Source organism: Scandinavium tedordense (assembly GCF_024764965.1).
Classification (GTDB): Bacteria; Pseudomonadota; Gammaproteobacteria; order Enterobacterales; family Enterobacteriaceae; genus Scandinavium; species Scandinavium tedordense.
Genome location: NZ_JALIGG010000057.1, coordinates 448,117 through 473,015, shown reverse-complemented (window position 1 = coordinate 473,015; position 24,899 = coordinate 448,117). Strand labels below are relative to the sequence as shown.

Annotated in this window: 19 protein-coding genes; 9 read left to right on the top strand and 10 right to left on the bottom strand. The window is 55.3% G+C overall.

All coding sequences use genetic code 11. From position 1 onward, the window contains the following. Positions 1–51 precede the first annotated feature (51 nt). A complete protein-coding gene (locus tag MUU46_RS18115; protein ID WP_258966237.1) occupies positions 52–678 on the top strand; it encodes a glutathione S-transferase family protein in 627 nt (208 codons plus the stop codon). 3 nt (positions 679–681) lie between these two features. On the opposite strand, the gene MUU46_RS18110 is transcribed toward MUU46_RS18115, so the two are convergent. The 3 genes from MUU46_RS18110 to MUU46_RS18100 all read right to left on the bottom strand — a co-directional run bounded on the left by MUU46_RS18110 (position 682) and on the right by MUU46_RS18100 (position 5,393). Beyond that, positions 682–1,794 (bottom strand): PQQ-dependent sugar dehydrogenase, encoded by a 1,113-nt coding sequence (locus MUU46_RS18110; protein ID WP_258966236.1) that lies wholly within the window; start codon positions 1,792–1,794, stop codon positions 682–684. Positions 1,795–1,943: 149 nt separating this feature from the next. Then, a complete protein-coding gene (locus tag MUU46_RS18105) occupies positions 1,944–3,323 on the bottom strand; it encodes an MFS transporter (RefSeq protein ID WP_258966235.1) in 1,380 nt (459 codons plus the stop codon). Between the two features lie 18 nt (positions 3,324–3,341). Next, positions 3,342–5,393 (bottom strand): glycoside hydrolase family 31 protein, encoded by a 2,052-nt coding sequence (locus tag MUU46_RS18100; RefSeq protein ID WP_258966234.1) that lies wholly within the window; start codon positions 5,391–5,393, stop codon positions 3,342–3,344. Positions 5,394–5,651: 258 nt separating this feature from the next. Here MUU46_RS18100 and MUU46_RS18095 point away from each other — a divergent pair, with 258 nt between their 5' ends. Then, positions 5,652–6,656, top strand: a complete 1,005-nt coding sequence (locus MUU46_RS18095; RefSeq protein WP_159753987.1) for a LacI family DNA-binding transcriptional regulator — start codon at positions 5,652–5,654, stop codon at positions 6,654–6,656. A gap of 62 nt (positions 6,657–6,718) precedes the next feature. Here MUU46_RS18095 and gsiD read toward each other — a convergent pair whose 3' ends face one another. From gsiD to iaaA, 5 genes are all read right to left on the bottom strand, one after another. Beyond that, positions 6,719–7,630 carry a glutathione ABC transporter permease GsiD gene (gene gsiD / locus MUU46_RS18090; RefSeq protein ID WP_258966233.1) on the bottom strand — a complete coding sequence of 304 codons (912 nt, stop codon included), beginning with the start codon at positions 7,628–7,630 and terminating at the stop codon, positions 6,719–6,721. Continuing rightward, positions 7,631–8,551, bottom strand: a complete 921-nt coding sequence (gsiC, locus tag MUU46_RS18085) for a glutathione ABC transporter permease GsiC (RefSeq protein ID WP_159753992.1) — start codon at positions 8,549–8,551, stop codon at positions 7,631–7,633. A 468-nt stretch (positions 8,552–9,019) separates the two neighbouring features. Continuing rightward, positions 9,020–10,561, bottom strand: a complete 1,542-nt coding sequence (gsiB, locus tag MUU46_RS18080) for a glutathione ABC transporter substrate-binding protein GsiB (RefSeq protein WP_258966232.1) — start codon at positions 10,559–10,561, stop codon at positions 9,020–9,022. 16 nt (positions 10,562–10,577) lie between these two features. Next, positions 10,578–12,434 carry a glutathione ABC transporter ATP-binding protein GsiA gene (gene gsiA / locus MUU46_RS18075; RefSeq protein WP_258966231.1) on the bottom strand — a complete coding sequence of 619 codons (1,857 nt, stop codon included), beginning with the start codon at positions 12,432–12,434 and terminating at the stop codon, positions 10,578–10,580. An 11-nt stretch (positions 12,435–12,445) separates the two neighbouring features. Further along, positions 12,446–13,384: a beta-aspartyl-peptidase gene (gene iaaA / locus MUU46_RS18070; protein ID WP_258966230.1), complete on the bottom strand. Its 939-nt coding sequence runs from the start codon at positions 13,382–13,384 to the stop codon at positions 12,446–12,448. A gap of 188 nt (positions 13,385–13,572) precedes the next feature. On the opposite strand from iaaA, the gene moeA reads away from it, so the two are divergent. Together moeA and moeB are read left to right on the top strand one after the other, a co-directional pair. After that, complete coding sequence (gene moeA, locus MUU46_RS18065) at positions 13,573–14,808, top strand: molybdopterin molybdotransferase MoeA (RefSeq protein WP_258966229.1); 1,236 nt, start codon at positions 13,573–13,575, stop codon at positions 14,806–14,808. Continuing rightward, a complete protein-coding gene (gene moeB, locus MUU46_RS18060; protein WP_159754007.1) occupies positions 14,808–15,563 on the top strand; it encodes a molybdopterin-synthase adenylyltransferase MoeB in 756 nt (251 codons plus the stop codon). The genes moeA and moeB overlap by 1 nt, the downstream gene beginning before the upstream one ends. Before the next feature lie 31 nt (positions 15,564–15,594). Here moeB and fsa read toward each other — a convergent pair whose 3' ends face one another. Beyond that, complete coding sequence (gene fsa, locus MUU46_RS18055; RefSeq protein ID WP_258966228.1) at positions 15,595–16,257, bottom strand: fructose-6-phosphate aldolase; 663 nt, start codon at positions 16,255–16,257, stop codon at positions 15,595–15,597. 133 nt (positions 16,258–16,390) lie between these two features. Between fsa and MUU46_RS18050 the strand changes: the two genes are divergently transcribed. The 4 genes from MUU46_RS18050 (at position 16,391) to MUU46_RS18035 (ending at position 22,172) form a co-directional block, all read left to right on the top strand. Further along, the gene (locus MUU46_RS18050) at positions 16,391–17,290 is read left to right on the top strand and encodes a glycyl-radical enzyme activating protein (RefSeq protein WP_258966227.1); all 900 of its coding nucleotides are present in this window, start codon (positions 16,391–16,393) and stop codon (positions 17,288–17,290) included. A gap of 4 nt (positions 17,291–17,294) precedes the next feature. Further along, positions 17,295–19,727, top strand: coding sequence for a formate C-acetyltransferase/glycerol dehydratase family glycyl radical enzyme (locus tag MUU46_RS18045; protein ID WP_258966226.1), 2,433 nt, complete (start codon positions 17,295–17,297; stop codon positions 19,725–19,727). A 179-nt stretch (positions 19,728–19,906) separates the two neighbouring features. Further along, a complete protein-coding gene (locus MUU46_RS18040; RefSeq protein ID WP_159754019.1) occupies positions 19,907–20,722 on the top strand; it encodes a Cof-type HAD-IIB family hydrolase in 816 nt (271 codons plus the stop codon). 184 nt (positions 20,723–20,906) lie between these two features. After that, positions 20,907–22,172, top strand: a complete 1,266-nt coding sequence (locus MUU46_RS18035; protein ID WP_258966225.1) for a DUF1479 domain-containing protein — start codon at positions 20,907–20,909, stop codon at positions 22,170–22,172. 35 nt (positions 22,173–22,207) lie between these two features. Here MUU46_RS18035 and MUU46_RS18030 read toward each other — a convergent pair whose 3' ends face one another. Continuing rightward, positions 22,208–23,359: a LacI family DNA-binding transcriptional regulator gene (locus MUU46_RS18030; RefSeq protein ID WP_258966224.1), complete on the bottom strand. Its 1,152-nt coding sequence runs from the start codon at positions 23,357–23,359 to the stop codon at positions 22,208–22,210. A gap of 225 nt (positions 23,360–23,584) precedes the next feature. On the opposite strand from MUU46_RS18030, the gene MUU46_RS18025 reads away from it, so the two are divergent. Further along, the gene (locus MUU46_RS18025; protein ID WP_159754028.1) at positions 23,585–24,886 is read left to right on the top strand and encodes an MFS transporter; all 1,302 of its coding nucleotides are present in this window, start codon (positions 23,585–23,587) and stop codon (positions 24,884–24,886) included. The last annotated feature ends 13 nt before the right edge of the window (positions 24,887–24,899 follow it).

Genomic DNA, 24,899 nt, shown 5'->3' with positions numbered 1-24,899 from the left:
GAAATTAACCGACCATGAACCTTTATTGATGCGCTGTTTACCGGAGTTTATATGATTACGCTGTGGGGCAGAAACAACTCAACAAATGTCAAAAAGGTCCGCTGGACGCTGGAAGAGCTTAACCTTACTTACGATCAGATCCTGGCCGGGCTTGAATTCGGCCTCAATCACGACGCTGACTATCTGGCTAAAAATCCGAATGGCCTTGTGCCGCTGCTGCATGACGATGCCGAGCAGATTACGCTGTGGGAATCGAACACCATCGTGCGCTATCTGGTCGCGCAGTATGGGCAACACAGCCTGTGGCAGTCCAATCCTGCCAAACGCGCGCAGGGTGAAAAATGGATGGACTGGGCCAATGGTTCACTCTCCCCGGCCCACCGCGTTATCCTGATGGGGCTGGTTCGCACGCCGCCAGAGGAGCGTGACCACGCGGCAATTGACGCAGGCATTGCCCAGTGTGAAAAGCTGTTAACCATTCTGGATGCGGCGCTTGCCGAATCGCCGTGGCTTTCCGGTGACGAATTTGGCGTGGGCGATATTGCCGTTGCACCGTTTATTTACAACCTGCTGGAAACGGTCAAAACCTGGCAACCGCACCCGAACTTACAGCGCTGGTATCAACAGCTGTCGCGCCGTCCGGCGTTCCAGAACGTGGTGATGATCCCGGTCACCTGATGCTCAGGATTGCGGGCTGACCTTCAACAGCTCGCCATCGGACTCGTCGGTTAACACATACAGATAGCCGTCGGGTCCAACGCGCACATCACGAATGCGCTGCTTTCTGTCACCCAGAATGCGTCCTTCCTCGGTAACTTTATTTCCGTCAACGTTCATCACAATAACGTTCTCATCCTTCAACGCGCCGATAAACAATTTCTTCTGCCATTGCGGGAAGGTACTGGCGTTATAGAACGCCATGCCGCTCACCGCCGGGGAGTGTTCCCAGAAGAACAGTGGCGTTTCGGTTCCCGCTACTTTTTCGCCTTTCGCTTCCGGGATCGGCATACCGCTGTAGTTGATACCGTGTGTCGCTAACGGCCAGCCGTAGTTTTTACCACGCTCCGGGATATTAATTTCATCACCCCCGCGCGGGCCATGCTCGTTCATCCACAGTGTATCGCTCCATGGGTTCATCGCCATGCCCTGCGGATTACGAATGCCGTAAGACCAGATTTCAGGCCGCGCACCGGGCTGATTCACAAACGGATTATCCGCCGGGGCTTGGCCTTGATCCGTCAGACGTACCACTTTGCCCTGCAATTTATCGAGTTCCTGCGCCGTCGCACGCTGGTTATTTTCGCCCAGACCAATAAACAGGTAGCCTTTGCCATCGAACACCAGCCGTCCGCCAAAGTGATTCCCGGTTGAGAGTTTCGGCGTCTGGCGGAACACCACCTTGAAGGCATCGATGTGCGTAAGATCATCGTTCAGCCGCCCGTAACCCACGGCAGTGCCCGCTTTGCCATCATCGCCCACTTCGGCATAGCTCAGCCAGACTCGCCGAGATTGCGCGAAATCAGGGGGTAAGGCGACATCCAGCAGCCCGCCCTGCCCGTTGGCCCACACGCGCGGTACGCCAACAATCGGGTCGGACAATCCTTTCCCTTGCTGCCAGAGGCGCAACTGCCCGCCTCGAAGGGTGATCAGCAGACCTTTGTTGTCCGGTAAAAATGCCATCGACCATGGGTGATCGAGCTTGCGCTGCAATACATCGACCCGAACATCGGCGGCGTACAGCGCCGGCGAAAGCAGCAGAGATCCCAGAAGTAAACTCAGAGCAAAACGGTGCATGGCTGGCTCCTTTTACGGCGATTGCGTTAAGGGTAGCCAGCGTGTCGAGTGTGGACGGGATTTTTACAAAAACTTAACCATGAGGGGGAGTCGCCTCCCCCGGAGGGTTCAGGCCTGCACGCGATGCGCAACAAGACAGGCTAAGGTTACTATCGGCCTAATTCCTGTTCCATTCGCGCAACTAACTGATTATCGATCCTGAAAAAGCGGACCGTGATAGCCAGCAACATATGCAGTACACCCGGTATCACCGTGGATAGCATCGTGATACCCGCGAGTGATGCAGATGTCTGATTGTCGGCACCAGACCGATAAGCCACGATAGTCAGTGTCACACTCACTATCACTCCAGCCACCGCCCACGCCAGCTTGACGAAAAACAGATTGAAGGCAAAGTTCATGCCTGATGAGCGACGGCCAGATTTCCATTCACCGTAAGTATCAGCAAAGGTCACGAGCGTAAAATGCATCGGCAATATAAAACCTAGCACCACACAGCAGATAAAGACCAAACCCAGCCACAGAGTGGTCGCCGTGCCAGGAACAAACGCAACCGCAAAGTGCGCCAATGCCAGTACCACATTGACCCAGAAGTAGATGCGTCGAATTTCAAATCTGCGGGTCAGGTACTGCACCAGAATCGAACCGGCGATCCCGCCCAGGGTTGCCATTCCAAAGAACAGCGAAGTATAGGTTGCGTCTCCATGCAATACATAAGTGATGAAATAGAGTGCAGCCCCGCCTTTGGTATTGAAGATACTGATGATCAGTAACGACATGATAAACGTCAGCAATAACTGATCATTATGCCGGATACTTTTCAGGCTCTCACGCAGGTTGAAAGTATGATTAACTTTCGCTACCACGCGTTCTTTAACACCGTAAAAACATAGCAAAAACATAATGACGGCCAGACAAGAGAGCACCCCGACACCATATTGATAGCCGCGCACAGGATCACCCTGACCAAAGTAGTCCACCATAATGGGCAGCCCCACCGATACGGCAAATCCTGCCACGCCACAGAGTGCGAAGCGCCATGACTGGCATGAGACTAACTCCAGCGGGTTGGTCGTGATTTTCGTGACCAACGCACAGTACGGAACGTTGTTCAGCGAATAGAGAACCGAAAGTAAAAAGTAGGTGACAACTGCATACAGCAGCTTCCAGTGGTAGGCCAAATCCGGAACGCTGAAGGTCAGAAACGCAATCAATCCCAGTGGAACAGCGGTCCACAGAATAAAGGGCCGAAACTGCCCCATCCGGGTGGATGTGCGATCGGCCACAATCCCAATCAGCGGATCAGACACGGCATCTATCACACGCAGAACCAGAAACAGCGTACCGACCACCGCAGGGGTTAGTCCAAAGATGTCGGTATAGAAAAAGGTTAAAAAATTCGAAATAAGCCCGGTAACGATAGTGCCACCGGCATCCCCCAGTCCGTAGCCCATTTTTTCACTGACTGAGAGTCTTGCCAGTTCACTTGAGCTTTTTGCCGTGCCGATCTCTTCAGATATTCCACTCATCGTGCTCTCCACTTTTCGCTAGCAGGATTGACGAACGATTGTCAGCACGTCTGCGCCTTCACGCGCAAACAAGGGCAACGTATCCAGTGGGGCTGAGACACAAATCGATTGTCCACCAGCATAACGTTCACCCGTTGCCACATCGACCCACGAGGTGTCGCCAGGCAGCCACACCAGCCGTTCGCGATCTCCCGCATTGACCACTGGAGCCACCAGCAAATCCTCGCCAAACAGATACTCATCGGTTATCTGCCAGGCCTGTTCATCGTGGGGATAGTGGTACGAGAGTGGGCGCATGAGTGGCTCTCCGGTTTCATGAGCCTGCTGCATCAACATACGAAGGTAGGGACGTAGTCTCTCCCGCAGTGCAGCATAACGACTCAGGATGGTGAAGGTTGGTTCGCCAAAACTCCACAGCTCATTACCCGCGCCGGTATTACATTGCGCAATACCGTCCCGATAAGGAATTTCAGGTTCAGTAATCGGATCACGATGACCATGCATACGTAAAACAGGGCTGAATACCGCCCACTGGAACCAGCGAATAAGTAGCTCATGAAATGCCGGGTCACTGACATCTCCGCCGTGAAAGCCTCCGATATCTGTCGTCCACCAGGGAATGCCCGCCATCCCCATGCTGAGGCCTGCGCATAGTTGATTACGCATAGATTCAAATGAAGAGTGAATATCGCCAGACCAAACAAGAGCGCCAAAACGCTGACTCCCCGCCCAGGCACAGCGCACAAGATTCACAGGACTCGTCTGACCGGCAGCCTGCAACCCGTCATAGAATGCCTCGGTATAATGCAACGGATAGATGTTCCCGGTTTCGAGGGTACTTCCGATATGATAGCGATAGTTATCATAGTCATAGACCCCATATTCTGGCTCAGCTTCGTCAAGCCAGAACAGATTCACCCCCTGGTCGAAATAGTTCTTTTTACATACATCCCAAACGAATTTTCGTGTCAGCGGATTAGTGGGGTCGATAAAGCGACTGTTGCCGAGAAAATCAAAATTGATGTTGAGCCCTTTGCGGGTGTTGACTAATAAACCCTGCTCGTTCATCGCTGCATAGTTTTCGCTTTTGACATCCACCGTCGGCCACACAGAAACCATCAATTCAGTACCCATATCCTTGAGCTCTGCGGTCATTGCCGCGGGGTCTGGCCATTCACGGGAGTCGAACCGCCAGTCGCCCTGCACCGGCCAGTGGAAGAAATCCGCAACAATCACCGCCAGAGGAATACCACGATCACGGTATTCGCGCGCCACGCTCAACAATTCATGCTGAGTGCGATAGCGTAATTTCGATTGCCATAATCCGAGGGCAAACTCAGGCATTAACGGGGGTTTACCCGTCACATTGGCATAATTTTTAATGATCTCTGCCGGTGTATCTCCGGCAGTTATCCAGTAATCGATTCGGGAGGTTGATTGAGCATGCCAGCGCGTTTCATTATTCGCGAAAACAGCCTCACCAACGGCAGGATTATTCCATAAAAAACCATAACCTAAACTCGATACCATGAAGGGGACACTGGCTTGTGAGTTTCGTTGGGCCAGTTCAATTGAACATCCTTTTAAATTGACAAAAGCATGTTGATACTGCCCCATCCCACATATTTTTTCATCTGGATTAGATTCGAATCTGACATTTATTTCCATCGCATTACCGACGGATGGTTTTATTTCTCGCCCAGATATTTTTAACGCACTTATTTTCTTTTGTGCAGCATGACCTGCATTCCAAAAATGTTCCCCGTTATCTCTTTGACGCCATAACTCTTCGAGCAAACACTCTTTTCTTTGGTTGTAAAATGCAACCCGACCTTGTTGATCCACGGTTGCGCTGACCTTTCCGTTAATAAGCGTCAAGCTGGATTCTGTATGCTCGAAGCATACTTCAATTTCGGGTTTTTCGAGTAGCGCCCAGCGCGGAATTTCGCCAATGTCGGGTTGAATTCCCGATAGAATACGTAAGCTGTCTTTTCCCCAGGGAAGAATGGCAAGGTAATATCCATTCCATGACCAGTAGATCGAGTTATCTTTAATTTGTAGGGTATTCATCGTGACCTCATGTTATTTATCAGGCATTTTTACAATGATTCCGGAAACGTTTCCGATCCTGATAAACATTCATGCAGTTGTCAATAGAAGATTAGACCCACCCTGCTCAGCTTCGCTTATAACTGTGATCTTCATGTCATTAATTAACTCAACAGAGGAACTTATGATATATTTATGCGACAGTTATCCCATACGGATAAAGTGAGCAAGGCACGATATAGATATGGCATAAATGTCCATATTCAGGGGAATGTATTTGTGAATATCAAAGAGCTGGCGAAAATATTAGATCTCTCTATAGCCACAGTATCGAGAGCGCTTAACAGTCACCCGGAAGTGAGTGTGGCGACGCAAAAACGCGTGCTGGAGGCGGCAAAGCACTACGGCTACCGTCCTAATGCTGCGGGTAGAAACCTTCGTAAAGGCAAGGTGAATACGGTCGCACTGCTGCTGCCTCCCGGTGAACGGGATAATTTCTACACGGCCACCTTTTTCATGCGTGTCGCGGCGGGCTTACAAGCAAGGCTGCGTCGGCACGATATCGATACTATCCTGCATCTGGCACTGGATGAAGAAGATGAGAAACTGTGGTTACAGCGAATTATCGAGCAGCATAAGGCTGACGCGGTGATCCTCACCAACACCCTGCTCCACGATCCTCGCATTGAGTACCTGCATCAGAGCCAATTTCCGTTTGCGACTCTGGGACGCAGCGCGACGTTAAATGGTGCATTTAACTGGGTTGATTTGGATTTTTCCAATGTTGCCTCAAGGGCAGTGGAACAGGGAAAACAAGCGGGTTTTAGGCATATTGCGCTGGTCACACTCGGACAAGAGAGCTCTCAGGGTGCGATCTTTACTCAGTCCTGGCGCGAAGCATTAGTTCAAAATGATCTGCCGGTGAACGAAGAGTATCTGTTTCACGGTGAGCTAAGTGAAGTCTCTGGATATGAGGCGCTACGCTACTTTCATTCGCTGCCTGTCCCGCCTGATTACATTATCTTCTTAAGCGATATTCAAATGTTGGGAGCAAGCTTTTATGCTCGGCAACAGCACTGTCATTATCCATTCTTTGCAGGTGTTTTCAGTAGCGACCTTTCCTCTTTCCTGCCGGTCAAGCCGACAGGGTTTGATATCCCTTTTACATCGTTAGGTGAAGCATTAGCCGATGCCATCCTGAATGCAATGGAGAGCGGGCAACCCCCCATTAATGCGCTGCCTCAATTGCGTCTGGTTACGCAGCGTGAGCATAAAATGGATTAACCTTTATCGTTATTATCTCTCCCTCAAGAATGGGCTCAAGAGGGAGAAGCGAATCGTGGCACCTACCCTTTTATCTTCGGATCCAGCGCATCGCGCAGGCCATCACCCAACAGATTAAACGCTAATACCGTCAGAAATATCGCCAGCGCCGGGAACAGCGCCACATGCGGCGACATCACCATATCCGCTCGCGCTTCGTTGAGCATCGCGCCCCATTCCGGGGTCGGCGGCTGTGCGCCGAGGCCCAGAAACGACAGGCTGGCCGCAGAGATTATCGACACGCCAATACGCATGGTGAAATAGACCACAATCGACGATACGGTACCGGGCAAAATATGGCGGAACAGGATCGTACTGTCGCTGGCACCGATGCTGCGTGACGATTCGATAAACGTCTGCTGTTTGAGCACCAGCGTGTTGCCGCGCACCAGGCGCGCAAACGCCGGAACGGAGAATATCGCCACCGCGATGATGACATTCGCCATGCCGCTGCCCATTACCGCCACTACAGCTATCGCCAGCAGAATGCCCGGGAAGGCAAACAGCACGTCGCAGATACGCATGATGACGCGGTCCCACCAGCCTTCATAATAACCCGCAAGCAGCCCCAACACCGTGCCGACAACAGCGCCGATCAGCACCGCAAACACGCCTGCAGCAAGTGAAATGCGCGCCCCGACCAGCACGCGGCTGAAAATGTCGCGTCCGAGGGGATCCACGCCAAACCAGTGCATCATCGACGGGCCTTCGTTCAGCCGGTCGTAATCGAAGTAGTTTTCCGCATCGAATGGCGCTATCCACGGTGCCAAAAAGGCCACCACGATCAGCAGCACAACAAACACCGCAGCAGCCATCGCCACCGGCTGATTACGGAATTTGCGCCAGAATTCATGCCACGGCGTGCGCACCTGTCCGGGAGCCACTCCGGGCAGAGCGTTCATAATTGCCTGACGTCGCCAGTTTAACAGTCGCACTTACTTGTACCTGATAGCCGGGTTGATGGCGGCATACAGCACATCCACCACCAGATTGATGAGAATAAATTCCAGCGAAAAGAGCAGCACTTCCGCCTGAATCACCGGATAGTCGCGCATCTCCACCGAATCCACCAGCAGGCGCCCAAGCCCCGGCCAGTTAAAGACTTTTTCGACCACAATTGAGCCGCCGAGCAGAAAACCAAACTGCAGACCCATCATGGTCACCACCGGGATCATCGCGTTACGCAAGCCGTGTTTGAGCACTACCCACGTTTCGCTCACCCCTTTGGCCCGTGCGGTGCGCATGTAGTCCTCGTTGAGCACATCGACGAATGACGCTCGCGTGAAACGGGCCATCACCGCTGCCACCGCAGCACCGAGGGTGATTGACGGCAGAATGTAATGCCGCCAGCTGTCCGCTCCCACAGTCGGCAGCCAGCCCAGTTCAACGGAAAAGACTTGCATCAGCAGCATGCCCAGCGCGAATGCCGGGAAGGAAATACCGGTGACGGCAATCGCCATGCCGAGCCTGTCCGGCCAGCGGTTACGCCAGACGGCCGCCGCCACGCCCATCGCCATGCCGAAAATCACCGCCCAGACCATGCTGCACAGCGTGAGCCACAGCGTTGGCATGAAACGGCTGGCAATCTCTTCCGACACTGGACGATGCGATACCATCGAGGTGCCAAAATCGCCCTGCAAAACGTTGACGATGTAGTGCCCAAACTGAACGTACAGCGGCTGGTCGAGCCCCAGCTGTTGGCGCACCATCGCCACGACTTGGGCATCCGCCTCCGGCCCGGCAATCAAACGCGCGGGATCGCCGGGCAGCAGGTGCACGAACAGAAAAACCAGCACCGCCACGATGAGCAGCGTCGGGATCAGCCCGAAAAGACGTTTAATGACGTAGTTAAGCATCGCCGCCCCTCACCCCGACCCTCTCCCCAAAGGGGCGAGGGGGAAAAAAGGATCGCACGGTTTTCTCCCTTCGCCCATAGAGGAAGCCAGGGGGAAGAAAGGAGCACACGGTTTTCTCCCTTCGCCCACAGAGGAAACCAGAGGGAAAAAAGGAGCACGCGGTTTTCTTCCTTCGCCCATAGAGGAAACCAGGGGGAAGAAAGGAGCACGCGGTTTTCTTCCTTCGCCCATAGAGGAAACCAGAGGGAAAAAAGGAGCACGCGGTTTTCTCCCTTCGCCCATAGAGGAAGCCAGAGGGAAAAAAGGAACACGCGGTTTTCTTCCTTCGCCCATAGAGGAAACCAGGGGGAAAAAAGGCACACACGGTTTTCTCCCTTCGCCCGTAACGGGAGAGTGAGAGAAAACAAGAACGCGCAGGTCTGTCCCCTCTCCCTTTTAGGGAGAGGGTTAGGGTGAGGGTCAAATCGGTCACTGCGTTAAATCCGCCTCGTCAAAGCTGAAGCCCGTATCCGGCATGATGTAGAACCCGGTCAGGTTTTTGCTGTGTGCAGAAACCAGTTTTTCCACCACCAGCGGAACCCATGGGGACTCTTTCCAGATGGTGTCCTGAGCCTCTTTGTACAGACGCTCTTTCTCTTTCGGATCATTGGTCTTCAGTGCCCCGGCAAGGTCTTTGTCCACTTGCGGATTACTATAGAACGCGGTGTTAAACAGCGTTGGTGGCCAGTTTTGCGAGGCAAATAGCGGTGACAGCGCCCAGTCTGCTTCACCGGTCGAGGCCGACCAGCCGGTGTAGAACATTCTTACGCCGCTCTCTTTCTGCCCTTTTGCTTCGACTTCTGACGCACGCTGGCCCGCGTCCATCGCCGTCAGCTTCGCCTTGATACCCACCTGCGCCAGCTGCTGCTGTGTAAATTGCAGCACTTTTTGCGCGGTGCTGTGGTTATGCGACGACCACAGCGTGGTGCTGAACCCATTCGGGAAACCGGCTTCTTTCAACAGTTCGCGGGCTTTCGCCGGATCGTACGGCCACGCTTTATACGTTTGAGCATACGCAATCGACGGCGGCAACACGCCGGTCGCCGGGGTCGCATAACCGGCAAAGGCCACTTTCACCAATGCCTGACGGTTGATGGCGTAGTTGATCGCCTCCCGCACTTTCGGGTTATCAAACGGTTTTTGCGTCACGTTCATGCTGATGTAGCGCTGCATAATTGACGGACTCGCCACCAGCTCCAGCTTGCTGTTTTTTTCCAGCAGTGGGGCCTGCTCGTAAGGGATAGGGAACGCAAACTGCGCTTCACCGGTTTGCAGCATCGCCGCGCGGGTATTGTTATCAACGACCGGACGCCAGGTGATGGTATCGAGTTTTGGCAGGCCTTTCTGCCAGTAGCCGGCAAATTTCTTCACCTTCACAAAGTCAGTCTGGTTCCAGGTCTCGAGCGAATACGGCCCGGTGCCCACCGGATGGAAGCCGATATCCTTGCCGAATTTTTTGATCGCCGCCGGGGAAATCATCGCCGTCGCCGGGTGTGCCAGAATGTTGATAAATGCCGAGAACGGCTGTTTGAGGGTGATTTTCACCGTCTGCGGATCGACCGCTTCGGTGCTGGCGATATCCTTGTACAGGTTATAGCGCTTGAGGTGGTTGTCCGGGTTGCTGGCCCTATCGAGGTTGATTTTCACCGCCTCGGCGTTGAAATCGGTCCCGTCCTGGAACTTTACCCCGGTACGCAGTTTGAGGGTGTAAACCAACCCGTCATCTGACACCGTGTAGCTTTCCGCCAACACGTTGTGCATTTTCATGTCTTTATCAAGACCAAACAGCCCCTGATAGAACGACTTCGCCACTGCCTGAGATAGCGTGTCGTTCGCGTCATACGGGTCGAGCGTCGTGAAATTCGAGCCCACCGCCACCACCACATCTTTAGCCGCAAACGCAGGTGCGGCGGCCAGGGCGGAAACAACACCCAGTGCCAGCAGCCATTTACCTGAAATATGTTGTGTCATGTTGTTCTCCTGATTGTTATAGGCGCGACAGTGCGCTGGGGGTCTCGTCCCGGGCGACAAAATGCCCTGGGCTAACCTGAACCAGCGGCACGCTGGCAATCTCTTCTCCCCGCGGATAAATATTGCCGGGCATCTCGTCGGACAGCAGTACGCGCTGCGGTCGATGGTGCGTCGGGTCAGCCACCGGCACGGCGGCCATCAGCTTGCGGGTATACGGGTGCTGCGGGTTTTCAAATACGGCATTACGAGGGCCAATTTCGACAATTCGCCCGCGGTACATCACCGCCACGCGATGGCTGATGCGCTCAACCACGGCCATATCGTGGGAAATAAACAGGTACGCCATGCCCATTTCCCGCTGCAAATCGAGCAGCAGGTTGATGATCTGCGCGCGTATTGACACGTCCAGCGCGGACACCGCTTCATCGGCAATCACCACTTTTGGGTTGAGCGCCAACGCGCGGGCGATGCAAATTCGCTGACGCTGGCCGCCGGAAAATTCGTGCGGATAACGCCAGGCGTGCTCCGGCTGTAGCCCGACGCGTTCGAGCAGCCACGCCACCCGACGCCGGGCATCCGCTTCCGGCAGCATGTTATGCACCCGCAGCGGCTCAAGAATTGAATAGCCGACGGTTTGCCGCGGATCGAGCGAGGCCCACGGGTCCTGAAAAATAAACTGGATGTCGCGCCGCAGCGGCTGAAGTTGGTTGTCCGGCAACGTATCGATGCGTTTCCCGTTGAATGTAATGTTGCCACTTTGCGACGCCACCAGCCGTAACAGCGCGCGCCCGGTCGTCGATTTCCCGGAACCAGATTCGCCCACCAGCGCCAGCGTTTCGCCTGGCCACAAATCGAAACTCACTTTTTCAACCGCGTGGACTTCGCGGGTGACGCGGTTGAGGATGCCGCTGCGCAGTGGAAAACGGGTGACCAAATCACGCACCTGCAAAATCGGTTCACCGGGAACGACGGTGTCCTGCTCAGCGGGTATGGCGTCGGTATTCAGCAGCGGGAAACTGCGCGGCAACGCGCTGCCACGCATGGCGCCCAGCCGTGGAACTGCGGCCAGTAACGCTTTGGTATACGGATGCTGTGGCGCGTGAAAAATTTGCTCGACGCTGCCGGTTTCCACCGCTTCGCCCCGGTACATCACCAGCACTCTGTCGGCGATATCCGCCACGATGCCCATGTCGTGAGTGATAAAAATCACCCCCATCTCCATCTCTTTTTGCAGCACGTCGATCAGCTGCAGAATTTGCGCCTGAATGGTGACGTCCAGAGCGGTCGTCGGTTCGTCAGCAATCAGCACCGCCGGTCGACAGGACAACGCCATCGCAATCATCACTCGCTGGCGCATACCGCCAGAAAGCTGATGCGGGTAGCGCGCCAGAATGGTTTCGGCTTCTGGAATTCGCACCTGATCGAGCATTTTCTTCGCGGCTTTCAGCGCATCATCTCGCCCTAGCCCCTGATGCAGGCGGATAGATTCGGCTATTTGCTCGCCCACGGTAAATACCGGGTTCAGCGATGTCATCGGCTCCTGAAAGATCATCGCGATATCCGCCCCGCGCACGTGACGCATGTGCGACGCGCTTTGGGCTATCACGTCAATCACTTCGCGGTTACGACGGCGAAGCATCAGCGTTTCGCTGCTCACCTCACCGCCGGACTGCTCCAGCAGCCGCATTAACGCCAGCGCGGTGACCGATTTCCCCGAACCGGATTCGCCGACAATCGCCAGCGTCTCGCCGCGTTTGAGGCTAAATGACAGATGTTTTACCGCCTGAACGGGCTGCTGTTCCTGCTGAAAAGTAATGTTCAAATCACGCACCACCAGCACTTCGCTGGGGTCGATTTCATGGCTGTGCGGCACGCTGCCTCCTGTCACCGGTAGATGCCGACGGTAGGTGTATCGCCGACGTACGCGTACGCGCGGTACATCCCTTCGCTGTTAAACGGCATCACTACGTTGCCTTCGCGGTCAATCGCAATCAGACCACCGCTGCCGCCAAGGGCGGGAAGTTTTTCCATGATCACCCGTTCGCAAGCATCCTGCAGGCTTAAATCGCTGTATTCCATCAGGGCCGAAATATCGTACGCCGCGAGGGTGCGCATAAACACTTCACCGGTACCGGTGCAGGACACCGCCACGCTGGCATTATTGGCGTAACAGCCTGCGCCCGGCAGCGGGCTGTCGCCCACGCGTCCGGGTAATTTGTTAGTCATTCCGCCGGTTGAGGTCGCGGCGGCGAGATTACCTGCTTTATCGAGCGCTACGGCCCCGACAGTGCCCATTTTTGTCTGTTCATCCAGCGGCGAATCACTGTGATCGAGCCGCGTTTCTCCCGCTGCCTGCGCCTGTCGAAGTTGGTACAGGCGTTCCGGCGTGGAGAACAAATCGTTGCTGACCTTTTCCATCCCGTGCTGCACGGCGAATTTCTCGGCCCCCTCACCCATTAGCAGCACGTGCGGGCTTTGCTCGAGCACTAAACGCGCGGCGAGAACCGGATTGCGTAAATGCTTAATGCCTGCCACCGCGCCCGCTTGCAGGGAATAGCCGTCCATCACGCAGGCATCGAGTTCGTGCGTTTCATCGGCGGTAAACACTGACCCGGTTCCGGCGTTGAACAACGGGCACTCTTCCAGCAACCGTACGGCCTCGGTCACTACGTCCAGCGCGCTGGCCCCGGCCTCCAGCATTTTCTGACCGGTTTCGACTATCGACGACAGCGCGATGACGTATTGCTGTTCGCGTTCTGGCGACATATTGCCGCGGGTTATCGCCCCGGCTCCGCCATGAATGGCGATCGCTGCATTACTCATTGCGCCCTTCCCTTCGGCTGAAATATGCTTTTTCTATAAATATCATTATTGTGCCGATTAATTAATATGATTTTTGAATATAGAAAGCGCTGTCAGTGCTGTAAAGGCATCCGCGCCCCTGACGTACAGTCGCGGTCACTTTTCTGCCATAATGGGCGCAATAGATGAATTGTCGCAGGAGTAACGTAATGGATTTTAACGCCGGACTGATACCGCTCGACGTGGCGCTGACGCAAATGCTCGACCGTATTTCCCCGCTGCCTGACACCGATACGCTGCCGCTGATGCAGGCCTTTGGTCGTATTACCGCCAAAGATGTGGTTTCCCCGCTCGACGTGCCGGGCTTTGATAACTCGGCGATGGACGGCTACGCCGTGCGTCTGACAGACCTCGCGGACGGTAAAACGCTGCCTTTAGCGGGCAAAGCCTTCGCCGGGCAGCCGTTCGACAGTGAATGGCCAACAGGCACCTGCGTGCGCATCATGACCGGCGCGCCTGTACCGCCAGGCTGCGACGCAGTGGTGATGCAGGAAGAAACCGAACAAGACGATAACGGCGTACGCATCACCGCCAGCGTTAACGCGGGCCAGAATATTCGCCGCCGCGGCGAAGACATCACCGCCGGTAGCGCAGTCTTCCCGCGCGGCACACGCCTGACCGTCGCGGAGCTGCCGGTGCTGGCCTCGCTCGGCATTCCACAGGTTGAAGTGGTGCGCAAAGTGCGCGTGGCGGTGTTCTCCACCGGCGATGAGTTAAAGTTACCCGGCGAACCGCTGGCAGCGGGTCAGATTTATGACACCAACCGCCTGGCGGTGCATCTGATGCTTGAACAGCTTGGTTGTGAGGTGATTAACCTAGGCATTATTCCTGACTCCCAGGAAAAACTGCGCGCGGCCTTTATCGCCGCTGATTCGCAGGCCGATGTGGTTATCAGCTCCGGCGGCGTGTCGGTAGGCGAAGCAGATTACACCAAAACCATTCTCGATGAGCTGGGCGAAATCGCCTTCTGGAAGCTCGCCATCAAGCCTGGCAAACCTTTTGCTTTCGGCAAACTGAACCACAGCTGGTTCTGCGGCTTGCCGGGCAACCCGGTGTCGGCCGCGCTGACGTTCTATCAGTTGGTCCAACCGCTGCTGGCGAAACTGAGCGGTAATCCGGATTCTGGCCTGTCACCGCGTCTGCGGGTACAGACCACCACCCGACTAAAAAAATCACCGGGCCGTCTCGATTTCCAGCGCGGCGTGCTAACTCGAAACGCAGACGGTGATTTAAGCGTCGCCACCACCGGGCATCAGGGTTCACACGTATTCAGTTCGTTCAGCCAGGGCAATTGTTTTATCGTGCTGGAACGCGATCGCGGCAACGTTGACGCGGGCGAATGGGTGGAAGTTGAACCGTTTAACGCGCTGTTCGGAGGCCTGTAATGAGCATGGAACTGAGTGATGCGGAGATGCTGCGCTACAACCGGCAAATCGTGTTGCGCGGTTTCGACTTTGACGGTCAGGAAAAGCTGAAAGCCTCCCGAGCATTGATTGTTGGCTTAGGCGGTTTAGGCTGCGCCGCCGCGCAATATCTGGCAGCGGCTGGTGTGGGTCAGATGACGTTGCTCGATTTCGACACCGTGTCGCTGTCTAACCTGCAACGCCAGACGCTGCACAGCGATGCCAGGATTGGTCAACCGAAAGTCGAATCTGCCCGCGATTCACTGTCTCGGATCAATCCGCACGTGCAGTTTATCTGCATAGATGCCCAGCTCGACGATGCGGCGCTCGCAGAGCAAATCGCAGCGCACGACGTGGTGCTCGACTGTACCGATAACGTGCAAATTCGGAATCAGCTCAACGCAGGCTGTTTTCAGCATAAAACGCCGCTGGTGTCCGGGGCGGCAATCCGTATGGAAGGGCAGATCAGCGTGTTCACGTATCAGGCTGGCGAACCGTGTTATCGCTGCCTGAGCCGTCTGTTCGGTGAAAACGCCCTCACCTGCGTTGAGGCCGGAGTGATGGCCCCGCTGGTCGGCGTTATTGGTTCGATGCAGGCGATGGAAGCCATTAAGCTGCTGGCCGCTTACGGCACACCTGCTGCCGGGAAAATCGTCATGTACGACGCGATGACCTGTCAGTTTCGGGAGATGAAGCTGATGCAGTTTACCGGGTGTGAGATATGTAGTCCGCTCTGAGCCACTGTGCCCAGCACCACCGGGCATAAAATTACAATTCCGTGCGGCCAAACGCCCCCAGCCAATCCTGCTCGAACTTATCAATCGCCGCATCCACCGCCGGTGAAGCGATAAACTGTTGCGCGACATCCAGCGGCAGTGTAATCGACTGACAGCCCACCAGCAGGCAATCCAGCGCCTGACGCGGCGTTTTGAAGCTCGCGGCCAGCACTTTTGACTCCGGCGCGTGCAATGCCAGCAACTGCTGCAACTCTTCCACGCTGCGAATGCCGCAGCCGCCCTGCGCATCAATGCGGTTCACGTAAGGCGCCACATATTCCGCCCCCGCCAGCGCCGCCAGCATGCCCTGTGCCGCCCCGTAAACCGCGGTGCCGAGCGTCGGAATGCCTTCCGCTTTCAGCATTTTAATCGCCGCCAGCCCTTCCGCCGTGACCGGCACTTTAACCACCAGGTCAGCAATAATGCCGCGCAGTTTACGGGCATCGCTAACCATGCCTTCTGCCGTATTCGCCATCACCTGGGCAAATAAACGGCCCTGACCGCCAAGCGCATCCTGCAATTCCGGCAGCAGTGATTCGAGCGGTTTTTTGCCCGCCGCCACGATGCTCGGGTTGGTGGTCACGCCCGCCAACGGGAAAATACGCGCCAGCTTTTTGACCGCCGCGACGTCGGAAGTATCGAGATAGAGTTCCATATCGGTTCCTCAAAATGTGAGATTCATTATGCTTTAAGACTACCACGCAGCAACCGCTCGCTTTGTTGATTCACGTCAAAATCACTTTCATTCGAAAGTTATTTAATCTTTATACGAAACAAGAGGGCGATTTATGATTTTCAATATTCAGCGTTATTCCACCCACGATGGCCCCGGCATCCGCACCGTTGTCTTTATGAAAGGCTGCTCGCTCGGCTGCCTCTGGTGCCAGAATCCGGAAAGTCGGGCCCGCTCGCAGGACCTGCTGTTTGACGCACGTTTGTGTCTCGACGGCTGCGACCTTTGCCAGCAGGCGGCGCCGAAGGTGATTGAACGCGCGCTGAATGGTCTGATTATCCACCGTGAAAAGCTCGAACAATCGCATCTGGATGCGCTCGGCGAGTGTTGCCCAACGCAGGCGCTGACGGTGTGCGGCGAACTCAAAAGCGTGGATGATATTATGGCCACCGTCCTGCGCGATAAACCGTTTTACGATCGCAGTGGCGGTGGCCTGACGCTTTCTGGCGGCGAACCGTTTATGAACCCGGAACTGGCGCTTGAACTGCTTAAAATCAGCCACGGCCTGGGCATTCATACCGCCGTCGAAACCTGCCTGCACGTACCGTGGAAATATATCGAACCTGCCCTGCCATACATCGACCTGTTCCTCGCCGATTTAAAGCACGTCGATGCAGACAAATTTATGCAGTGGACTGACGGCTCGTCAAAACGCGTGCTCGACAACCTGAAACGACTGGCGGCGGCGGGCAAAAAGATGACCATCCGCGTGCCGCTTATCCAGGGATTTAACGCCGATGAAGCCTCGATTGACGCCATTACCGAATTCACCGCGACCGAACTGCACGTCAGCGATATTCACTTTTTACCCTATCACACGCTTGGCATAAACAAATATAGCCTGCTTGGCAGGCCCTATTCTGCCCCAGATAAGCCGCTCGACGCCCCGGAATTGCTGGAATTTGCCCAGCAGACTGCACAGGCAAAAGGGCTGACTGCGACCCTACGAGGATAATACGATGACCACCCTGAAACTCGACCAACTGACCGACCGCATTCAGGCGCATAAAAATGCGCTGGTACAGATCGTGAAACCACCGGTTTGTACCGAGCGCGCGCAGCATTACACCACGGTTTATCAGCGCAACATGGATAAGCCCATTCCGGTTCGACGCGCGCTGGCACTGGCGCATCACCTCGCCGAGCGCACTATCTGGATCAAGCACGACGAGCTGATTATCGGTAACCAGGCAAGCGTTGTGCGCGCCGCACCGATTTTCCCGGAATACACCGTCAGCTGGATTGAGAAAGAAATTGACGATCTGGCGGACCGTCCGGGTGCAGGCTTTGCGGTGAGCGAAGAGAACAAACGCGTTCTGCATGAAATTTGCCCGTGGTGGAACGGCCAGACGGTGCAGGACCGCTGCTACGGCATGTTCACCGATGAACAAAAAGCGCTGCTGGCGACCGGGATTATCAAAGCCGAGGGCAACATGACCTCCGGCGATGCTCATCTGGCGGTGAATTTCCCGCTGCTGCTGGAAAAAGGCCTCGACGGCCTGCGCGATAAAGTGGCCGAACGCCGCTCGCGCATTAACCTGACGGTGCTGGAAGACCTGCACGGTGAGCAGTTCCTGAAAGGCATTGATATCGTGCTGGAAGCCGTCAGTCTGCACATCAGCCGCTTTGCCGACCTTGCGCGGAAAATGGCGAGTGAAGAACGTCGCGAAACCCGCCGGGACGAGCTGTTGGCCATGGCTGAAAACTGCGACGTTATCGCCCACCAGCCGCCGAAAACCTTCTGGCAGGCGCTGCAGTTGTGCTATTTCATTCAGTTGATTCTGCAAATTGAATCCAACGGTCATTCAGTCTCGTTTGGCCGCATGGACCAGTATCTGTACCCGTTCTACCGTCGCGACGTGGAGCTGAACCATTCACTCGAGCGCGAAATGGCGATTGAGCTGCTGCATAGCTGCTGGCTTAAGCTGCTGGAAGTGAACAAGATCCGCTCTGGCTCGCACTCTAAAGCCTCCGCCGGAAGCCCGCTGTATCAGAACGTGACCATCGGCGGCCAGAAACTGGTGAACGGCGACGCAATGGACGCGGTGAATCCGCTCTCCTATGCGATTCTGGAATCCTGCGGTCGTCTGCGCTCGACGCAGCCAAACCTCAGCGTGCGCTATCACGCGGGAATGAGTAGCGACTTCCTTGACGCCTGCGTGCAGGTGATCCGCTGCGGGTTCGGGATGCCCGCTTTCAACAACGACGAAATTGTTATTCCGGAATTCATCAAGCTCGGCGTGGAAAAACAGGACGCCTACGATTACGCCGCCATTGGCTGTATCGAAACCGCGGTCGGCGGCAAATGGGGCTATCGCTGCACCGGCATGAGTTTTATCAACTTCGCCCGCGTGATGCTGGCGGCGATGGAAGGCGGACGTGACGCCACCAGCGGCGAAGTGTTCCTGCCGCAGAGGGAAGCGCTGTCGCAGGGTAATTTCGACGATTTCGAACAGATAATGGCAGCCTGGGATACACAGATTCGCTATTACACCCGCAAATCGATAGAAATCGAATACGTGGTCGACACCATGCTGGAAGAAAACGTACCCGATATACTGTGCTCGGCGCTGGTTGAGGACTGCATTGAGCGCGCGAAAAGCATTAAAGAAGGCGGCGCGAAGTACGACTGGGTATCTGGCCTGCAGGTAGGCATCGCCAATCTCGGCAACAGCCTGGCTGCGGTGAAAAAACTGGTGTTCGAACAGGGCACTATCGGACAACAACAGCTCGCCGCTGCGCTGGCGGATGATTTCGACGGTCTGACCCACGAACAGCTACGCCAGCGTTTAATTAACGGTGCGCCGAAATACGGCAATGACGACGACAGTGTGGATGAGCTGTTGGTGCGCGCGTATCAAACATACATTAATGAGCTGAAGCAGTATCACAACCCACGTCACGGTCGCGGCCCGATCGGCGGGGATTACTACGCCGGAACGTCGTCGATTTCCGCGAACGTACCATTTGGTGCGGCAACCATGGCCACCCCGGATGGGCGCAAGGCGCATACCCCGCTGGCGGAAGGCGCAAGCCCGGCATCCGGCACCGACCATCTCGGCCCAACAGCGGTGATTGGATCGGTCGGGAAACTGCCGACGACGGCTATCCTCGGCGGCGTATTGTTAAATCAGAAGCTCAACCCGGCCACGCTCGATAACGACAGCGACCGTCAGAAGCTTATGGCGCTGCTGCGTACCTTCTTCGAAGTGCATAAAGGCTGGCACATTCAGTACAACATCGTGTCGCGTGAAACATTGCTGGAAGCGAAGAAACACCCGGACCAGTATCGTGACCTGGTGGTGCGTGTGGCGGGCTACTCGGCGTTCTTCACTGCTCTTTCACCGGACGCGCAGGACGATATTATCGCCCGCACAGAGCATACGTTGTAAGGGATTTAATGCCGGTTGCGCTTCGCTGAGCGGCCTACAGGACCGATTTTGTAGGCCAGGCAAGCAACGCGCCGCCGGGCATTTCCTCGCATCCCCTCTTTCGAATGAAATAAATTTGTGCTCCTCGTCACATTGTAATTAGAATGTTGCTGGTCGCAGTCACAGCCAGGAGCCCTCGTATGACCGTTAAAGTTATCGTCACCGATATGGACGGAACTTTTCTCAATGATGCCAAGCAGTACTCTCGCGAACGCTTTTTGGCGCAGTTCCAGCAGCTTAAGCAGCGCGGCATTGAGTTCGTTGTTGCCAGTGGTAATCAGTACTACCAGCTGATTTCCTTTTTCCCTGAAATCCGCGATCAGATTTCCTTCGTCGCCGAAAACGGTGCGCTGGTTTATCAGCATGGTCAGGAACTGTTCCACGGTGAACTGACGCGCCACGAATCCCAGGTGGTGATTGGCGAACTGCTGAAAGATCCTCAGCTGAATTTCGTGGCCTGTGGCCTGGAAAGCGCCTACGTCAGCGATAAAGCCCCCGAAGAATTCGTTAAGCTGATGTCGAAACACTACCATCGCCTGAAGCCGGTTTCTGACTATCAGCACATTGACGACAAGATTTTCAAATTCTCTCTGAACCTGCCGGACAGCGAAATCCCACAGCTGATTGATGCCCTGCACGTTTCGCTCGATGGAATCATGAAGCCCGTTACCAGCGGCTTCGGCTTTGTCGATTTGATTATCCCTGGCCTGCATAAAGCCAACGGTATCAGCCGTCTGTTGAAAAACTGGCAGCTTTCGCCGAGCGATTGCGTCGGCATTGGCGACAGCGGCAACGACGCCGAAATGCTGAAACTGGTGAAATACTCGTTTGCGATGGCCAATGCGGCCGACAGCATCAAAGCCATCGCTCGCTACCAGACCGACGACAACAATCACGACGGCGCGCTGAATGTTATTCAGGCCGTGCTGGATAACGCTTCCCCGTTCGACGCCTGACAAAAAGCCGGAGCGCCCTGTTCCGGCCAACATCTTGTTTATCCTGCCCAGATGTTCCCTACTTTTCTCAACATTCAGCAACTGTGAAATGCATCAAATTATTTAACTTGCATTAACTTTGCTTTAACTTAAAGTGTCACTTGTAAGTTAAATTACTTTCGAATGAAAGATTGAGAGGTTAATCATGGCGCTTACCTTTACCCGTTCAACTCTGCCTGCCGATCACAAAGCGGCTATTCGTGAAATGAAAAAAGCACTGCGCGCGCAAATTGGCGATGTGCAGGCCGTATTCGACCAGCTCACAGCACATATCGAAGCCCACGTGGCAGAGATCGATGCCCTGAAAACCAACGGGGATCCCGTCTGGCCGGTGGTGGACTATAGCGACCTTGCCAACGGTAAGGTGACGGAGGCCCAGCGCGAGGAAATCAGACGTCGTGGCTGCGCGGTGATTAAAGGGCAATTCCCGCGCGAGCAGGCGCTGGACTGGGATCGCTCGATGCTCGACTATCTCGATCGCAATCACTTTGACACGGAGTACAAAGGGCCTGGCGATAACTTCTTCGGCACCCTGACCGCCTCGCGCCCGGAGATCTATCCGATCTACTGGTCACAGGCGCAAATGCAGGCACGCCAGAGCAATGAAATGGCCGCGGTGCAGTCTTTCCTGAATCGTCTTTGGCGTTTTGAGAGTGAAGGCAAACAGTGGTTCAACCCGGACGTGAGCGTCATTTATCCGGACCGCATTCGCCGTCGCCCACCGGGTACCACGTCGAAAGGCCTCGGCGCGCATACCGATTCCGGGGCGCTGGAACGCTGGCTACTTCCTGCCTATCAGCAGGTGTTCGCCAACGTGTTTAACGGCGACTTCACGAATTTCGATCCGTGGGATGCCGCGCACCGCACGGAAGTGGAAGAGTACACCGTGGAGAACACCACCAAGTGTTCGGTATTCCGTACCTTCCAGGGCTGGACCGCGCTGTCAGAGATGATCCCGGATCAAGGCCTGCTGCACGTGGTGCCGATTCCGGAAGCGATGGCGTACGTTCTGCTGCGTCCGCTGCTGGACGATGTGCCAGAAGATGAACTGTGTGGCGTAGCACCGGGCCGCGTGCTGCCGATTTCCGAGCAGTGGCACCCGTTGCTGATGAAAGCGCAGACCTCCATTCCGGCGCTGGAACCGGGGGATTCCGTGTGGTGGCACTGCGACGTTATTCACTCTGTAGCCCCTGTGACCGAGCAACAGGGCTGGGGCAACGTGATGTACATCCCTGCGGCCCCGATGTGCGATAAAAACCGGGCCTACGCGCAGAAGGTGAAAGTCGCGCTGGAAAATGGCGCGTCGCCGGGCGACTTCCCCCGGGAAGATTATGAAGCCACGTGGGAAGACCGCTTTACCCTCAGTGATCTAAACATTCACGGGAAACGCGCGTTGGGAATGCCCGTATAGTGGCCTGTCATCAGGTGTCATTGATGGTCAGGCTCTTAATCGTCGTATAACCCTTCCCGCTCCACGGCGGTACGTCGCGTTCCCGGGCGTATTCGCCGCACCGATTCCCGCACCGCCAGGGTGCCATGCAGCAACAGCGATCCACAGGGTGCTTCCGGGCGAATCAAACGCTGTTGCAGCATCTGCACGGCTTCGGTGCCCAGTTCATCGCGCGGCACATGAATCGCTGTCAGCGGAACGTCCTGGATTGCAGCCAGATTAAAGCCGTCGATGCTCATGACTGATACATCTTGCGGCACCCGCAGGCCATGCTTTTGCAGCGCGCTTATCGTGCCAGCCGCCATAAAATCGCCGCCCACCAGAAACGCCGTCGGCAGCGATTTGCCTGCCTGCGCATCCAGCCAGGCACTGACTTTTTCCTCGGTTTCTTTGGCACTGAAGCTCGGCACCGCAATCAAATCACGCGCATCCTGAAAGCGTAAATTACCGTTCTTCCACGCTTCACGAATGCCCACCAGCCGCTGCTCCATGGTGTAGCGCCGCAGACACATGACGTTCACTACCGCGCGGTGGCCCATGTCAAACAGGTAGCTCGCAGCAAACTGGCCGATCAGCCGGTGATCGGGAGCAATCGATGGCAGACGCATTCGTTCATCGCGGCAGTTGATCAGCACGCAAGGTTTGGCGAAATCCGCCGCCAAATCGTGAATGTGCGGATCGTCGATGCCGAGCAGAATCGCCGCCTGCGTTTCGCCTTCATTCATCCGCGCCAGAAACAGGTTGGCGTCACTGTCGTTCTCCTCCAGCGCGCAATACCGCAGGCGCACCTCATGAGGCGATAGCGCCTTATTGATGCTCTGAATAACACGGTAATAAAAGATATCGGAACGTTCGTCAAAGGCGCGCTGTGGCGCAAACACAATCAGACTGTTGAGCAGCATTCTGCCGGCAGCCATGCCATCCATCACGCCCAGCTCTCGGGCGCAGCTCAACACCCGGTCTCGCGCCTTTTCGCTGGTATTAGCTTTGCCCGCCAGCACCCGGGAAACCGTACTGGCAGACAGCCCGGTTCGCGTGGCAATTTCAGCGATTTTGAGCTTTTTATCCATTCTGTGATCTACCTCCATTTTGCAAATGAAAGAATTTTCACGAGCATTTATCCCGCGATTTAAGGGGATAAAATGCATTCAAAGGGAGTATATCCCTGGCTCATGAAAAAACTTGCATAAATTGCACTATTGCCGCTCATTTTTCTGCCATACCCTAAATTGGCCTGACAACTTCCATACTAGTTATCCGGAAGATTACCAAAAGAAAACCATTAGGTTTCAAGAAAATATAAAAGCGGTATGACAACTCTCACGCTGAGATGGGTCATCTTTCCCCCTACAAACCGTCTTGTGGAGAATTCTATGAGCCAAGGTATTAATAACAATATGACGGCCAGCAAATCACGCCGCGTAGTGAAAAATCTGCGCTGGTGGGTATTGGTGCTTTTCCTTCTGGGCGTCACCGTTAACTACATCACACGCAACTCGTTGGGCATCCTTGCGCCTGAGCTCGAAAAAGAACTCGGGATCAATAGCGCGCAATACTCTTATATTGTCGGCGCGTTCCAGCTCGCCTATACCATTTTCCAGCCGCTGTGTGGCTGGCTGATTGACGTTATCGGTCTCAAACTCGGCTTTATGATTTGTGCGACGCTGTGGGCTATCGCCTGTATCGCGCACGCCGGGGCCGGAAGCTGGCTGCACATGGCGATGCTGCGCTTTGGGATGGGCGCGTCAGAAGCGGCGGCCACGCCTGCCAACGCCAAAACAATCGGTGAGTGGTTCCCGAAATCTGAACGCCCCGTCGCCGCCGGTTGGGCCGGGGTCGGCTTCTCCATCGGCGCGATGTTAGCCCCGCCTATCATCTACTTTGCTCACGCCTCTTTCGGCTGGCAGGGTGCGTTTATGTTTACCGGTTTTCTCGCGTTGGTGTGGGTCGTGTTGTGGTGGGCGTTCTACCACAATCCAGAACAGCACCCGAATCTGGGCAAAGAAGAGCTGGCATTCATTCAGCAGGACAATGAGCCACCGGCCGTTAAGCTGCCATTCCTCAAAGCCCTGAGCAACATTAGTAAAAACAAACGCTTCTACGGCATCGCGATCCCGGCCTTTATGGCAGAACCGGCCTGGGCGGTGATGAGTTTCTGGGTGCCGCTGTATCTGGCAAAAACCTACGGCATGGAACTCAAGCAAATTGCCCTCTTCGCCTGGCTGCCATTCCTTGCAGCCGACCTCGGCAGCATCGCCAGCGGCTATCTGACCAAACTGTATGTCCGCGTGTTCGGCTGCACTCGCGTCAACTCCGTGGTCGCCTCCTCCGTTTCCGGCGCGTTCCTGATGCTGTCGCTGGCGATGATGGCATTTACCACTAATCCCTACGTGGCAATTGCCCTGATCTCCATCGGCGGTTTCGGCCACCAGATAATCTCCTGCATGTTGAGCGCCCTGGTGGTTGAGTCATTTGACAAAGGCCAGATGGCAACGGTGAACGGCATGCGTGGCTCCGCCGCGTGGATCGCCAGCTTTGCCTTCTCGTTAATTATTGGGGTCACTGCCGACAAAATCGGCTTTAACCCGCTGTTTATCGCCATGGGGTTCTTCGACCTGATTGGCGCTGTATTCCTGGTTGCATTTATTGCTGAACGTCGCGCCAAGCGCGCCTGATAACAGGTTTGAT

What these genes read in the sequence shown, in the direction of transcription:
- MUU46_RS18115 (WP_258966237.1), top strand. Translation starts at nt 52, where the DNA reads ATGATTACGCTGTGGGGCAGAAACAACTCAACAAATGTCAAAAAGGTC.
- MUU46_RS18110 (WP_258966236.1), bottom strand. Translation starts at nt 1,794, where the DNA reads ATGCACCGTTTTGCTCTGAGTTTACTTCTGGGATCTCTGCTGCTTTCG.
- MUU46_RS18105 (WP_258966235.1), bottom strand. Translation starts at nt 3,323, where the DNA reads ATGAGTGGAATATCTGAAGAGATCGGCACGGCAAAAAGCTCAAGTGAA.
- MUU46_RS18100 (WP_258966234.1), bottom strand. Translation starts at nt 5,393, where the DNA reads ATGAATACCCTACAAATTAAAGATAACTCGATCTACTGGTCATGGAAT.
- gsiC (WP_159753992.1), bottom strand. Translation starts at nt 8,551, where the DNA reads ATGCTTAACTACGTCATTAAACGTCTTTTCGGGCTGATCCCGACGCTG.
- gsiB (WP_258966232.1), bottom strand. Translation starts at nt 10,561, where the DNA reads ATGACACAACATATTTCAGGTAAATGGCTGCTGGCACTGGGTGTTGTT.
- iaaA (WP_258966230.1), bottom strand. Translation starts at nt 13,384, where the DNA reads ATGAGTAATGCAGCGATCGCCATTCATGGCGGAGCCGGGGCGATAACC.
- moeA (WP_258966229.1), top strand. Translation starts at nt 13,573, where the DNA reads ATGGATTTTAACGCCGGACTGATACCGCTCGACGTGGCGCTGACGCAA.
- moeB (WP_159754007.1), top strand. Translation starts at nt 14,808, where the DNA reads ATGAGCATGGAACTGAGTGATGCGGAGATGCTGCGCTACAACCGGCAA.
- fsa (WP_258966228.1), bottom strand. Translation starts at nt 16,257, where the DNA reads ATGGAACTCTATCTCGATACTTCCGACGTCGCGGCGGTCAAAAAGCTG.
- MUU46_RS18050 (WP_258966227.1), top strand. Translation starts at nt 16,391, where the DNA reads ATGATTTTCAATATTCAGCGTTATTCCACCCACGATGGCCCCGGCATC.
- MUU46_RS18045 (WP_258966226.1), top strand. Translation starts at nt 17,295, where the DNA reads ATGACCACCCTGAAACTCGACCAACTGACCGACCGCATTCAGGCGCAT.
- MUU46_RS18040 (WP_159754019.1), top strand. Translation starts at nt 19,907, where the DNA reads ATGACCGTTAAAGTTATCGTCACCGATATGGACGGAACTTTTCTCAAT.
- MUU46_RS18035 (WP_258966225.1), top strand. Translation starts at nt 20,907, where the DNA reads ATGGCGCTTACCTTTACCCGTTCAACTCTGCCTGCCGATCACAAAGCG.
- MUU46_RS18030 (WP_258966224.1), bottom strand. Translation starts at nt 23,359, where the DNA reads ATGCATTTTATCCCCTTAAATCGCGGGATAAATGCTCGTGAAAATTCT.
- MUU46_RS18025 (WP_159754028.1), top strand. Translation starts at nt 23,585, where the DNA reads ATGAGCCAAGGTATTAATAACAATATGACGGCCAGCAAATCACGCCGC.